The 12,885-nt window shown below is 64.3% G+C and carries 14 protein-coding genes and 1 pseudogene; 11 read left to right on the forward strand and 4 right to left on the reverse strand.

Annotated features, from left to right (window positions below; genetic code table 11):
• Positions 1-19: 19 nt before the first annotated feature.
• The 3 genes and pseudogenes from phnE (A7A09_RS11055) to A7A09_RS11065 all read left to right on the forward strand — a co-directional run bounded on the left by phnE (A7A09_RS11055) (position 20) and on the right by A7A09_RS11065 (position 2,867).
• The gene (gene phnE / locus A7A09_RS11055; RefSeq protein ID WP_106691461.1) at positions 20-898 is read left to right on the forward strand and encodes a phosphonate ABC transporter, permease protein PhnE; all 879 of its coding nucleotides are present in this window, start codon (positions 20-22) and stop codon (positions 896-898) included.
• Positions 895-2,210: pseudogene (phnE, locus tag A7A09_RS22230) on the forward strand (phosphonate ABC transporter, permease protein PhnE). Before phnE (A7A09_RS11055) ends, phnE (A7A09_RS22230) begins: the two are co-directional and overlap by 4 nt.
• A gap of 3 nt (positions 2,211-2,213) precedes the next feature.
• Positions 2,214-2,867 (forward strand): SDR family NAD(P)-dependent oxidoreductase, encoded by a 654-nt coding sequence (locus A7A09_RS11065; protein ID WP_106691462.1) that lies wholly within the window; start codon positions 2,214-2,216, stop codon positions 2,865-2,867.
• 70 nt (positions 2,868-2,937) lie between these two features.
• Here A7A09_RS11065 and phnF read toward each other — a convergent pair whose 3' ends face one another.
• The gene (gene phnF / locus A7A09_RS11070) at positions 2,938-3,639 is read right to left on the reverse strand and encodes a phosphonate metabolism transcriptional regulator PhnF (protein ID WP_106691463.1); all 702 of its coding nucleotides are present in this window, start codon (positions 3,637-3,639) and stop codon (positions 2,938-2,940) included.
• 89 nt (positions 3,640-3,728) lie between these two features.
• Between phnF and phnG the strand changes: the two genes are divergently transcribed.
• From phnG to A7A09_RS11110, 8 genes are read left to right on the forward strand one after another with little or no spacing between them, the layout of a single operon-like run.
• Entirely contained in the window at positions 3,729-4,178 is a 450-nt protein-coding gene (phnG, locus tag A7A09_RS11075) for a phosphonate C-P lyase system protein PhnG (protein ID WP_106691464.1), read from the forward strand.
• Positions 4,175-4,738: a phosphonate C-P lyase system protein PhnH gene (gene phnH, locus A7A09_RS11080; RefSeq protein WP_106691465.1), complete on the forward strand. Its 564-nt coding sequence runs from the start codon at positions 4,175-4,177 to the stop codon at positions 4,736-4,738. Before phnG ends, phnH begins: the two co-directional genes overlap by 4 nt.
• Positions 4,738-5,829, forward strand: coding sequence for a carbon-phosphorus lyase complex subunit (locus tag A7A09_RS11085; protein WP_106691466.1), 1,092 nt, complete (start codon positions 4,738-4,740; stop codon positions 5,827-5,829). Before phnH ends, A7A09_RS11085 begins: the two co-directional genes overlap by 1 nt.
• Positions 5,826-6,665, forward strand: a complete 840-nt coding sequence (locus A7A09_RS11090; protein WP_106691467.1) for an alpha-D-ribose 1-methylphosphonate 5-phosphate C-P-lyase PhnJ — start codon at positions 5,826-5,828, stop codon at positions 6,663-6,665. The genes A7A09_RS11085 and A7A09_RS11090 overlap by 4 nt, the downstream gene beginning before the upstream one ends.
• 53 nt (positions 6,666-6,718) lie before the next feature.
• Positions 6,719-7,522: a phosphonate C-P lyase system protein PhnK gene (gene phnK / locus A7A09_RS11095; protein ID WP_106691583.1), complete on the forward strand. Its 804-nt coding sequence runs from the start codon at positions 6,719-6,721 to the stop codon at positions 7,520-7,522.
• Between the two features lie 2 nt (positions 7,523-7,524).
• Positions 7,525-8,208 (forward strand): phosphonate C-P lyase system protein PhnL, encoded by a 684-nt coding sequence (gene phnL, locus A7A09_RS11100; protein ID WP_106691584.1) that lies wholly within the window; start codon positions 7,525-7,527, stop codon positions 8,206-8,208.
• The gene (gene phnN, locus A7A09_RS11105; RefSeq protein WP_106691468.1) at positions 8,205-8,735 is read left to right on the forward strand and encodes a phosphonate metabolism protein/1,5-bisphosphokinase (PRPP-forming) PhnN; all 531 of its coding nucleotides are present in this window, start codon (positions 8,205-8,207) and stop codon (positions 8,733-8,735) included. The genes phnL and phnN overlap by 4 nt, the downstream gene beginning before the upstream one ends.
• Positions 8,732-9,862 carry an alpha-D-ribose 1-methylphosphonate 5-triphosphate diphosphatase gene (locus A7A09_RS11110; RefSeq protein WP_106691469.1) on the forward strand — a complete coding sequence of 377 codons (1,131 nt, stop codon included), beginning with the start codon at positions 8,732-8,734 and terminating at the stop codon, positions 9,860-9,862. The genes phnN and A7A09_RS11110 overlap by 4 nt, the downstream gene beginning before the upstream one ends.
• A 12-nt stretch (positions 9,863-9,874) precedes the next feature.
• Here the strand turns inward: A7A09_RS11110 and A7A09_RS11115 are convergent, their stop codons facing one another.
• From A7A09_RS11115 to A7A09_RS11125, 3 genes are read right to left on the reverse strand one after another with little or no spacing between them, the layout of a single operon-like run.
• Complete coding sequence (locus tag A7A09_RS11115) at positions 9,875-10,786, reverse strand: LysR substrate-binding domain-containing protein (protein ID WP_106691470.1); 912 nt, start codon at positions 10,784-10,786, stop codon at positions 9,875-9,877.
• A 27-nt stretch (positions 10,787-10,813) separates the two neighbouring features.
• Positions 10,814-12,019 (reverse strand): NAD(P)/FAD-dependent oxidoreductase, encoded by a 1,206-nt coding sequence (locus A7A09_RS11120; RefSeq protein ID WP_106691471.1) that lies wholly within the window; start codon positions 12,017-12,019, stop codon positions 10,814-10,816.
• Positions 12,016-12,834 carry an NAD-dependent epimerase/dehydratase family protein gene (locus A7A09_RS11125; protein ID WP_106691472.1) on the reverse strand — a complete coding sequence of 273 codons (819 nt, stop codon included), beginning with the start codon at positions 12,832-12,834 and terminating at the stop codon, positions 12,016-12,018. Before A7A09_RS11125 ends, A7A09_RS11120 begins: the two co-directional genes overlap by 4 nt.
• Positions 12,835-12,885 lie beyond the last annotated feature (51 nt).

Consider the following 12,885-nt stretch of genomic DNA (forward strand, 5'->3'; position numbering starts at 1 on the left):
CTTCGATGAAGGCTCTTGGATGACATCGACCGACAGTTCCGCCGCCATCGCCGCCGCCTATCGCACGCAATTGGCGCGTCGCCGCAGTTACAGCGCGTTGCTATGGGCGATCTTCGCGCTGCTGCTGATTTCCGGCTTTCGCCTTGCAGACAGCCGCAATGCCGGGGGGTTCTGGAAAGGACTGTCGCAGGTCTTCGATTTTCCCTCGGAACTGATCGCCGAGGCAGTGGGCAAGGCGGGCAATCTGCCCGGGCTGATCTGGTCGGCCCTGCCCGCGCTGGTCGAGACGTTGAACATCGCTGCCGCTGCAACCCTGACGGGTGTAATCGGGGGTGGGGTCATGGCGCTTTTGTCCACGCGGGGCCTGGCTCCGTGGCCGCGTCTCGTGCCGCTGTTCCGGCGGCTCCTGGATATCGCCCGCGCGATCCCCGAACTGGTGATCGCGCTGGTTCTGATCTTCGTCCTTGGCGGAGGCCCGGTTCCCGCCGCGCTGGCCATCGGTTTCCATACCGTGGGAGCCCTGGGCAAGCTGTTCTCCGAAGTGGCCGAGAATGCCAGCCTGAAACCGGTCGAAGGGCTGGAATCCGTCGGCGCAAGCTGGTTGCAGCGGATCTGGTTCGGCATCATCCCGCAGGTTGCCCCGAACTGGGCCAGCTATGCGATGCTGCGCTTCGAGATCAATATCCGTGCCAGCGCCATCCTTGGTTTCGTCGGGGCGGGCGGCATCGGCTATGAGCTGCGCAACGCCATAAGCTGGGGGCAGGGCCGTTATGACGCGGCGGCGGCGATTTTTATCCTGCTGTTCGCAGCCATCGTGTTCTTCGATCAACTGACATCGATGGCGCGCGAGCACCTGGTGCGCGGGCAAGAACGTGGCGAAGCCGGAGGGCCGATATGATGGCAATACTGGACGCCCATCCCGCACATCGGCTGATCGGGCGCAAGCGGTTCTTCTCGCTGGCGGTGCCTGCCGTCGTGTTGGCCTATCTGATTTATGTCGCTATGGCCTTCGACATCGCCGGATTGGCGGGGCGTGCGCGGTGGGACAACGGCGCGGCGCTGTTGCAGGATTTCTGGAGCTACAAGATTCATGTCACCCGGGATAATCGCGGTGATGGCGGTACCGAAGCCTCGGTCGAGGGAATGCGGAACGCTACCTTTACCGCCGGAAACGAACCCGACTGGATCAAGGCACGTGCCGATGGCGGGCGCGAGATCGCGCTATCCGACGGAAATTTCGTCACCTTTTCCGGGGACGGCCTCGTCACCTTGACCACGCCCGAGGCAAGCTATGACATCCGGCCTGTCTCGACGGGATCGAGACCGATATTCCTGACCCACCCGAGGGCTTCAGCATCTCGGACAAGCGTTTCAGTGCCGATTTGCCGGCGGGAGCGCGGCTGACCGTCACCCGCTCTCGCAGCGAGGTATTCCGTCGCCAGCCGGGATGGGAACTGTTCTTCTTCGATCTTTCCAGCCAGTTCCACGGCAAATCCCTTGCCGAACTGGCGGGGCTGGCGGTCGGCGGAGACAGGCTGGACCCGGAGCGCTCGAACATGGCGGGGATGGCACGGGATTTCTGGCGCAACAGCATCTGGCATCATGGCGATGTCGCATGGGCGATCTTTGAAACCGTCCTGATGGCCTTCCTGGGCACATTTGGGGCTGGCCTGATCTCCCTGCCATTGGCCTTCATGGCCGCGTCGAATTTCGCGCCCCTGCGAATCGTGCGGCAGATTTTCCGGCGCTTTTTCGACTTTCTGCGCGGGGTCGATGCGCTGATCTGGACAATCATCCTGTCGCGCGCCTTCGGACCCGGTCCGCTGACCGGCAGCCTCGCCATGCTGCTGACCGAGACCGGCACGTTCGGCAAGCTGTTTTCCGAAGCGCTGGAGAATATCGACGAAAAGCCCGTCGAGGGACTGCGTTCGACCGGGGCCGGTCCCTTGCCGCGCATCCGATGGGCTGTCATTCCGCAGATCGCCCCGGTGATCCTGTCGCAACTGCTGTATTATCTGGAGTCCAATACCCGCAGCGCCACGATCATCGGCGCGATCACCGGAGGCGGGATCGGGTTGCTCCTGATGCAGGCGATGCAGACCCAGAAGGACTGGGAGCATGTCACCTATTACATCGTGCTGATCGTGCTGATGGTGATACTCATGGACTGGCTGTCCGGCCGTATCCGGGCACGATTGATCCGGGGGTAGGGAATGACGCATATTCTGATAACCGGCGCGGGACGGGGAATTGGTCTCGCCCTGACGCGGGCGGCGCTGGCCCGGGACTGGCAGGTGACGGCGACGGTGCGGCAAGGTGCTGCCGTGCCGGGCGTGCGGACGGTGCATCTCGATGTGACCGATCGCGGGGCGGTTGCCGGAATGGCCAGGGAATTGGGGCCGCTGGATATCCTGATCAATAATGCAGGCATCATCGGGCCGGCGCGGCAAGACCCGCTGGACATGGATTTCGAGGGCTTTGCCGAGACATTGGCAGTCAATACGCTGGCGCCGCTGGCGGTCACGCAGGCCCTGCTGCCCAATCTTCGCGCAGCTACGGCAGCGCGGGTGCTGTCAATTTCGAGCCAGATGGCATGGATGGGGTATCGCAAGGCCGACCGCATCGCCTATCGGGCCTCGAAGGCGGCGTTGAACAAGGTGATGCAGGGGCTGGCCACCAGCCTAGAACCCCAGGGCATCGCCGTGGCACTGGTCGATCCGGGTTGGGTGCGCACCGATATGGGCGGGGCGGAGGCCGATCTGGCTGTCGATGATGTGGCGGATGGCGTTCTGGATCTTGCTGACGGGCTGACCATGGCCGGAACCGGCCGTTTCTTCCGGTATGACGGGACCGAGAGGGCATTCTGATGCCGAAACTCTCGCCGGATGCGCCGTTGCTGCTCGAAGGCGCCGAGGTCGTCAATTCGCGTTTCGACCGCTATGAATCGTGAGGCAGGGTCAGCGTCACCCGCTCGGCTGCCCACCACGTCAGGCCATGCTCGACCGGCCGCCCCTGCGATTCGCTGATCGCTTCGGTTCGCAGCAAGGGCTCACCCGGATCGATCTGCAGTTTCACCGCCTGTGTCGCATCCGCGATCCTGGCGGTCACGCGAGTCGAGATGCGCCGGTAATCGTCGATTCCACAGGCCGCGAGCGCTGCCGTGACCGATTTTCTTTCGCGCAGCGCGGCGGGCAGGTCCGGCATCCGATCGGCGGGGAACACGGTGCGAAACAATGCGACAGGCCGGTAATCCACCATCGAGACCCCCTCGGCCACATGCACCCTGTCGCCGGTTGACAGGCCAAGGGCAGAGGCTTCGGCCGCATCCGATGGACGTGTCATCACCGCGTCCAGAACCCGGCCGGGCACCTTTCCCGCCAACTCGATATTGCGATGAAAGCGCACCCGATCCCCCAGGGGATAATCGACCGGGCTTGCAGCCACGAAAACCCCCGCGCCGCGCCGCGAATACAGCAGGCCCTCATCCGCCAGCACCTTCGTTGCATGACGCAGGGTGTGGCGGTTCACGCCGAAACGCGCTGCAAGCTCTGCCTCTGCGGGCAGTTTTGTCCCCGGTGGCCATAATCCGCGGGCGATTTCCCCCCGTAGGTTGTCGGCGATGCTTTGCCACAGGCTCATTCCGTCACCAAAAATTCATGTTTTCCGGATTGTCGCGCGGTCTGCGATCGGCTACAAGATGTCTAGTTGTATAGGACATGAGGTGAAACATGTCACGCCCTGAAACCTTCCCCGATCCGATCCGCAAGGAGGCGCTTGGCCTGCTGGCCCGCGCCCCGTCCGGGCGGCTGGCGCAGTTGCTTCCCGAATTGCCCGAGCATGATCTGCTTCGCGCACCAGAGATCGGCACCGTCATGGTTCGGGGGCGCGCGGGAGGCACTGGTGCAGCGTTCAATCTGGGCGAAAAGACCGTCACGCGTGCCAGTGTTCGCCTGCCCTCGGGCACGGTCGGGCATGGCTATGTGCAGGGGCGCGACAAGGGCCACGCGCTGCGGGCGGCGCTGATCGACGCAATGGCGCAACAGGATGCCGCAAGGGTCGAAGAGCGAATACTCGCCCCGTTACGTGATGAAGAGGTTGCCCGGCGCAAGGCCGTCGCCACGGAAGCCGCCGCGACCCGCGTCGAATTCTTCACTCTGGTCCGGGGAGAGGATGAATGACCGCACAGATATTATCGGAAGGGTTCAAGGATGCCGCACGCGATGGCGCCCATGCTTTCCGCGCCATCCTGACCGCCATGGCCCGCCCCGGCACGATCGCCACCCTGCAGGCTGCCTCTGGCCCCGCGCCGATCTCGCCCGCCGCCGCGACGGTCTTGCTGACGCTCTGTGACCGGACAACGCCGCTGCACCTTGCCGGGGCACATGACAATCCGGAATTGCGGGACTGGATCGCGTTTCATTGCGCCTCACCCTTCGTCTCGGCCGAGAATGCCACATTCGCGCTTGGCGATTGGGCGGCGCTGCAGCCGGTTGACCGCTTCGGCATCGGCACACCGGAATATCCCGACCGCGCCGCGACGCTGATCGTGGACAGGCATGATTTCGACGCGGCGCCAACACGCCTGACCGGCCCCGGCATCCGCGACACCGCCACCCTGGCATTGCCGGAGGCACGGGCCTTCGCCGCCAATCACGGGCTGTTCCCCCTGGGTTGGGACGCGATCCTGACCTCGGGCAGCCGCCTTGCCGCCCTTCCACGTTCCACGGAGATTAGCTGATGTATGTCGCCGTCAAAGGAGGCGAGCGCGCCATTGACGCTGCCCATGCATGGCTGGATCGGAGCCGTCGCGGCCCTGTCGATCAACCCGTTCTGGACACCGCGCAGATCCGCGACCAGATGGGGCTTGCCGTCACACGGGTCATGGCCGAAGGCTCGCTATACGATCCCGATCTTGCTGCGCTGGCGATCAAGCAGGCCTGCGGCGATCTCATAGAGGCGATCTTCCTGATCCGCGCCTATCGCACCACCTTGCCGCGTTTCGGCGCGTCAATCCCGATAGACACGGCTGCAATGAGGCTCAAGCGCCGCGTTTCCGCCACGTTCAAGGACGCTCCGGGCGGGCAGATCCTTGGCCCGACCTTCGACTATACGCACCGGCTGCTGGATTTCCGGCTGATGGCGGATGGGGAGTTGCCGACAGAACCGCTGGCGGAGGGCGGAGAAACCGAATCTGCCGCGACTCCGCATGTGCTGTCATTCCTGAATCGGGACGGTTTGATCGAGGATGCGGCACCCGACGAGACCCCGCCCGCCGACCTCACCCGCGAGCCGATGGAACTGCCCGCCGATCGTACCCTTCGCCTGCAGGCGCTGGCCCGAGGGGATGAGGGCTTCCTGCTTGGCCTCGCCTATTCCACGCAGCGCGGCTATGCCCGCAACCACGCCTTCGTGGGAGAGCTGCGCATCGGTATGGTCGCGGTCGAGATGGACATCCCCGAACTGGGCTTTGCCATCGAGATCGGTGAGATCGAGGTGACCGAATGCGAGACGGTGAACCAGTTCAAGGGCTCGCGCAGCGAGCCCGCGCAGTTCACCCGCGGCTATGGCCTGACCTTCGGCCAGACCGAACGCAAGGCGCTGGCCATGGCGCTGGTGGACCGGGCGCTGAGATGGGAGGAACTGGGCGAAGAGGATCAGGGCGCACCGGCACAGGACCAGGAATTCGTTCTGTCGCATTGCGACAATATCCAGGCGACGGGCTTCCTCGAACATATCAAGCTGCCGCATTACGTCGATTTCCAGGCCGAATTGGAACTGGTGCGCCGCCTTCGCGCCGGCCTGTCCGACCAAGATGAGGACGCCGCATGAGTGATCAGGCTTACAACTTTGCCTATCTTGACGAGGGTACCAAGCGGATGATCCGCCGCGCCATTCTCAAGGGTATCGCCGTACCGGGCTACCAGGTGCCTTTCGCCAGCCGTGAAATGCCGATGCCCTATGGCTGGGGCACCGGTGGCGTGCAGGTCACGGCGGCGGTGCTGACGCCCGGGGATGTGCTGAAGGTCATCGACCAGGGCGCCGATGACACGACCAATGCCGTCAGCATCCGCAAGTTCTTCCAGCGCACTGCCGGGGTGGCCACCACCGAGCGCACGAACGAGGCCACGATGATCCAGACGCGCCACCGCATTCCCGAAACCCCGTTGACCGGGGATCAGATCCTTGTTTACCAGGTACCGATCCCCGAACCGATGCGCTTTCTTGAGCCAAGGGAAACCGAGACCCGGCGGATCCATGCGCTGGCCGATTACGGGCTGATGCAGGTGCGGCTTTACGAGGATATCGCCCGGCACGGGGAAATCGCGACCTCCTATGCCTATCCGGTCGAGGTGGCAGGCCGCTATGTCATGGACCCGTCCCCGATCCCGAAATTCGACAATCCCAAGCTGGATGATTGCCCGGCGATCCAGCTTTTCGGCGCAGGCCGGGAACAGCGCATTTATGCGCTGCCACCCTATACGCATGTCCGCAGCCTCGATTTCGAGGATCATCCCTTCACGGCCTCGAAAGCCGATCATGCCTGCGCGATTTGCGGCTCGGGGACCAGTTACCTGGACGAGGTGATCACCGATGATGCGGGAGGGCGGATGTTCGTCTGCTCGGATACCGACTATTGCGCTCAGAATGCGAAAGGGGGTGCGTGATGGCACTGCTGGATGCCTCCGGCGGGGATATTTTTCGTGAAGAAGAAGCCCGCATGACTTCTTCTTCATCCAAATATCCCGAACCCGACGGCCCCCTGTTGAGCGTGCGCTCGGTAACCAAGCGATACGGCGCGCGCATTGGCTGCGAGGATATCAGTTTCGACCTGTGGCCGGGCGAGGTGTTGGGGGTGGTTGGCGAAAGCGGGTCGGGAAAATCGACTCTGCTGGGCTGCCTGTCGGGGCAGCTTCGCCCGGATGCGGGCGAGGTTCTGTTCGACACGCGGGATCGGGGTCCGGTGGACACGCTGCGGATGAGCGAGCCGCAGCGCCGTCATCTGGCGCGGACTGACTGGGCCTTTGTTCACCAGAATCCGCGGGACGGGCTGCGCATGGGGGTCAGTGCCGGCGGGAATGTCGGCGAGCGGTTGATGGCAGGCGGGGCGCGGCATTACGGGCGGATCCGCGAGGCGGCCTCTGACTGGCTGGGCCGGGTCGAAATCGACACGGGCCGCATCGACGACCGGCCGCGGCAGTTCTCGGGCGGGATGCAGCAGCGGTTGCAGATCGCGCGAAACCTGGTCAGCGGGCCGCGGCTGGCCTTCATGGACGAGCCGACCGGCGGACTGGATGTCAGCGTGCAGGCGCGCTTGCTCGACCTGCTGCGCGGGCTGGTCCGCGACATGGGGCTTTCGGCGGTGCTGGTCACACATGATCTGGCCGTGGTGCGTCTGCTGGCGGACCGGCTGATCGTGATGAAGGATGGCCGGGTGGTCGAGACCGGCCTCACCGATCAGGTTCTGGACGATCCGCAACATGACTATACCCAGTTGCTGGTCTCTTCCGTATTGCAGGTGTGATGATGATCGAAGTGCAGAATATCGCCAAGGAATTCACCCTTCACAATCAGGGCGGCGCGGTGCTGCGGGTGATGGAGGGGGCTTCGCTGACGGTCGCCCCGGGCGAATGCGTGGCGCTGACCGGGGCGTCGGGCGCGGGAAAATCCACCCTGATGCGGATGATCTGGGGCAATTACCGCACCGATCACGGCATGATCCGGGTGGGTGATGTCGAGGTGTCGGGGGCAAAGCCGCGCCGGATCATCGCGCTGCGCCGCTCGACGCTTGGCTATGTCAGCCAATTCCTGCGGGTGGTTCCCCGGGTTCCGACCCTGCGTGTCGTGGCCGAGCCTCTGCTGGTGCTCGGGATGGCCGAGGACCGGGCCGAGGCGCGGGCGGCGGAACTGCTGACGCGGCTGAATATCGGTGAGAACCTGTGGAGTCTGTCGCCGACGACCTTCTCGGGCGGCGAGCAGCAGCGGGTGAATATCGCCCGGGGCTTCGTTCATCCCTATCCGGCGCTCTTGCTGGACGAGCCGACAGCCAGCCTTGACGCCGCCAACCGTGAAACCGTGATGCGGCTGATCGAGGAGGCGAAGGCGCGCGGGGCTGCGATCCTTGGCATCTTCCACGACGAGGCCGCGCGCGAGCGTCTGTGCGACCGGCAAATTGATGTCGCGGATTTCGTTCCGGGGCGGGGGGCATGACCGCCCGGATCGTCGCGGTGGTTGGGCCGTCGGGAGCGGGCAAGGATACGCTGATGCGCTGTGCCGCCGAACGGAGACCGGATCTGCGGCTTGTGCGCCGTGTCATCACCCGCCCGGCGGAATCGGGGGGTGAGGATTTCGACGGAGTTTCATCCGCGGAGTTCGAACGGATGCGGGGCGAGGGACGTTTCGCGCTGGACTGGCAGGCTCATGGTCTGAGTTACGGTGTTCCGCATGTCGCCGGGGGTGGCGTCTGGCTGGTGAACCTCTCCCGCACCGTTCTGCCAAGGGCGGCCAATGTGTTTCCCGGCCTTGCGGTCATCCATGTCAGTGCCGCGTCCGAGGTGCTTGCTGCGCGCCTTGCCGGTCGCGGCCGCGAGAGTGCCACGCAGATAGATGCGCGGATCAGGCGCGAGGCGGGGTTTCATCCGGGCGCTCTGCCTGTCACATATATCGACAATTCCGGCGATCTGGGGGAGGCGGCCGCCGCCTTCGTCGCCGCACTGGACGAGGTGCTGATTCCATGATCCTGGCCAATGCCGAACTGATCCTGCCCGACCGCGTCATGCGCGGAGCGATCCATGTGGAGGACGGGATCATCGCCGGTATAACCGAGGGCGGCGTGGTCCCCCCTGGTGCGGTGGATTGCGAGGGTGCGCATATCGCGCCGGGCCTGGTCGAGCTGCATACCGACAATCTCGAACGCCATATCGAGCCGCGCCCCGGCGTCTTCTGGCCGCATTCCGCGGCGATCTTTGCGCATGACGGCGAATTGGCCTCTGCCGGGATCACCACGGTGCTGGATGCCGTGCGGGTGGGTTCCATCCCCAGTGATGGCTCGGGCTATGCCAAATATGCCCGGCCGCTGGTCAGCGAGATCAACGCGCTCAGCGCCGCCGGGCGGACGCGGATCAGCCATTGGATCCATCTGCGATCAGAGATTTGCAGCGAGACCCTGCTGGATGAACTGGCCGAGTTCGGCCCCGATGACCGGGTGCGGCTGGTCAGCCTGATGGATCACACACCCGGGCAGCGGCAGTTCCGCGACCTAGCGAAGCTGGCGCAATATGTGCAGGGCAAGAAGGGGTTGAGCGATGTCGAATTCGCCGAGCATGTCGCGCGGCTGCGCGCGCTTCGTGACAGGTATGGCGAGGCGCATGAAGCCGGTGCCGTTGCGGCGGCCAAGCGGATAGGCGCCACGCTAGCCAGCCATGACGACACGACGGCCGAACAGGTCGCAGCCAGTGCGGGCTATGGTATCCGGCTGGCCGAATTTCCGACCACGGCAGAGGCCGCCCGCGCCTGCCGCGACCATGGCATCGCGGTGATGATGGGCGGGCCGAACCTGATCCGGGGCGGCTCGCATTCAGGGAATGTCGCGGCAGAGGAGCTGGCGGGCGGCGGCTGGCTGGATATCCTGTCATCGGATTACATCCCCTCCAGCCTGCTGCTGGGGGCCTGCCACCTGGCGCGGTTCTGGCAGGATTTGCCGCGCGCCTTCGCGACCGTCACCGACGCGCCTGCGCGGGCGACCGGGCTGACCGACCGGGGAAGGATCGCGCCGGGCCTGCGCGCCGACCTGATCCGGTTGGCCGACCTGGACCGGACCGCACGGCTGACCGGGGTCTGGGTCAAGGGGGTGCAGGTTGGCTGATCGCGTCATGGATTATCTTGCCTGTGGCGGATCGGTCCAGTTTTCGGATGTGATCCAGTCGCAGAAGCTTGCGACGATGCCGATCCTGCGATGGGCGCGAGGCAGGATCAGGTAGAAGCCGGGGATATCCGCCACCTCCATATCGGCCAGCGCATCCATGCCAAGCGGAGCGACGAGCGTTCCGGCCTTCAGATCCTCTTCCGCATCGATGCGCGAGATCAGCCCGACCCCGATCCCCGAGATCGTGCCGCGACGCATCGTGGCGGCATCCTGGAACTGGATTTCGCTTGCGGCGCCATGCGGCTCCAACCCCAGATGCCGCAGCACCCGTGCCCAGAGATCCTGTGCAAGGATCGGATGCAGCAGCCTGTGGCGGGTCAGATCCTGCGGGGCACTGATATGCCCGGCCAGTTCGGGAGAACAACAGATGATCTTCGGATCGGAGATCAGCAAAGCGGTCTCGAAATCCGTCCACTGACCGAATCCCCATTGGATCGCCACATCCACCTCGTCGCTCGCAAAGTCGGGCAGTTCGATCATGGTCGTCAGCCGAAGATCGGCGCCGGGATGCCTGTCGCGGAAACGCTCCAGCCGCTCGACCAGATAGCGGGTCGCGAAATAGGGGCTGACATTGATATTGATGCGATTGCGGTGGGCAGAATTGGTGACCCGCTGGATGCCCTCGGCGAATTCGTCGAAACCGGCCTGCACGAAATGCGACAGCAGGATCGCGCGTTCGGTCGGTTCGATCCTGCGTCCCTTGCGCTCGAACAGGGTGACCTCCAGCCTGTCCTCCAGCAGCCGGATCTGCTGGCTGACCGCTTGCGGACTCACCAAAAGCTCTGCTGCCGCCGCCCGGAAATTACCCTTGCGCATCACCGCCCAAAAGGCGCGGAGCGCATTCAACGGCGGCAGGCGGGTCATGTTGCGGTCTCGGTCATGGGCTTTCGGTCAGATGACGGCCTTTTCAAGGAAGGGACGGTTTTCGATGATACGCGCGAATCCGAGCTCGGACAGGTCGAGCGCGCGGAATTCGCCATAGGTGATCAGCTCGGATACGCCGCGCCCGGTGGCGGGGGCCTGCTGCAGCCCGTGGCCCGAGAAGCCGTTGGCAAAGATGAAATTGGACATCTCGGGATGCGGCCCCACAACCATGTTGTGATCAAGGGTGTTGAAAGCGTAATGCCCGGCCCATTGGTTCACCACCTTGATCGCCTCGAAGGATTCCGAACGTGCGGCCAGCGCGGGCCAGATCACCTCTTCGAACAGATCATATTGCGGCTCGAAATCGTCCCAATCGACCGCCACATCCTCGCGCGGGGGGCAACCGGTCAGAAAGAACCTGCCCTCGGGACGGCAATAGCTGCCCGAGACATCGATCATCAGCGGCAAGCGCCCATCATTGACCCTTGCGCTGCCCTCTGGCGATCTGGCGCAGTCGAAAACGAAAGACGTGCGCTTGCGCGGCTCGACCGGGATATCCAGCCCGGCCATCCGCGCCGTCAGCGCGGCCCTTGGCCCCGAGGCGTTGACGATCCAGCCCGCCCGGATCACCCGCCCCGATTTCAGCGTGACCGAAGTGGCCCGGCCGGCCTCGTGACCGATCGCGACCACTTCATCGGTGACATATTCCGCGCCCTGCACCCGTGCCTTTGCCTTGAAGCCCTGCATCAGCCCGGTATTGTCGAACCATCCCTCGCCCGAGCGCCCGTAAGAGGCCAGTTGAATGTCGTCCACGCGCAGATGCGGGAAGGCATGGGCCAGCTCATCCGGAGCCCACAGCACGACATCGGCGCCACAGGCCCGCTGAACCTCGTGATTCTCGCGCAGGGTCCGGGCGCCTTCCGGCGTGCTGGCCAGGAACAGGTAGCCGGCGGGATGGAAATTCAGGTCGGGCCGATTATCTCCGACCGCCATCATATCCGCGAAACTGCGGATCACCTCCGAGCCGTACTGGCTGATCCTGACATTGATCGCGTTCGAGAACTGCGTGCGGATCGAGGATGAGGACAGCGAGGTCGAGGCGGTCGCATAACTGGGGTCGCGCTCGACGACCAGCACCGAGCCGGTGAAATCCGTGTTTGCCGTCAGGTAGTAAGCGATGGCAGAGCCGATCACGGCCCCGCCGACGATTACCACGTCATGGCCGTCATTCATTCGGAGGTCTCGTCATCGGGATGGCCGAGATCGACGAACCAGCCCCCCAGGTGACGGGTCGTTGCCGCCTTGGGGTCGAGCGGTTCGGTCCTGGCCTCGACCTGCTCGCGGTAGGGATCGGCGCTGTCCTGCGGGACATAGCCCAGATGTCCGGCCTTTGAATTGTCCACCGGCTTTTCGCGGTTGTCGGACAGGCCGAAGCTGATGCTGTGACCGACATGCGAGGCGGTCAGGCTGGCGCTGACCAGCCGCACGCAATCGTCATAGCTGAGCCACGACCACAGCATCCGCCGGTCCGCCGGTTCGGGGAAAGACGAAAAGATCCGCAGGCAGGCGGTTTCGATACCGTATTTGTTCCAATACAGGCTGCTCAGCGCCTCGACGAAGCATTTCGACACGCCGTAAAGGCTGTCCGGGCGAACCGGCGCATCGGTGTCGATATGCGATTCCAGCTTGTGATAGCCGATGGCATGGACCGAAGAGGCATAGACAACCCGCCTGACGCCATGTTTCCGCGCACCCTCGTAGATGTGATAGCTGCCGCGAATGGTGGAATCGAGCACGTCGTTCCAGACCCTTTCACGCGAGGCGCCGCCGAAATGGACGATGGCATCGACATCGCGCGTGGCCTCGATGGTGGCGGCCTCGTCGGACAGGTCGAAGACCAGCCCTTCCTCGTGATCCTGCAGATCGGTAATCGGGGTCCGGTCGGCCAGCCGGATGTGCTCGGCCAGCGGGATCAGGCCCTTGCGCAGCTTGCTGCCAAGATCGCCCGCCGCGCCGGTGATCAGGATGCGGTTAAAGGGTTTCGCCATATCTGTTGCCTCTTCTGTTCGGATTCGGTGATCGCCAATGCGACAGGGTGG

This window comes from Paracoccus methylarcula, assembly GCF_003007735.2.
Lineage (GTDB): Bacteria > Pseudomonadota > Alphaproteobacteria > Rhodobacterales > Rhodobacteraceae > Paracoccus > Paracoccus methylarcula.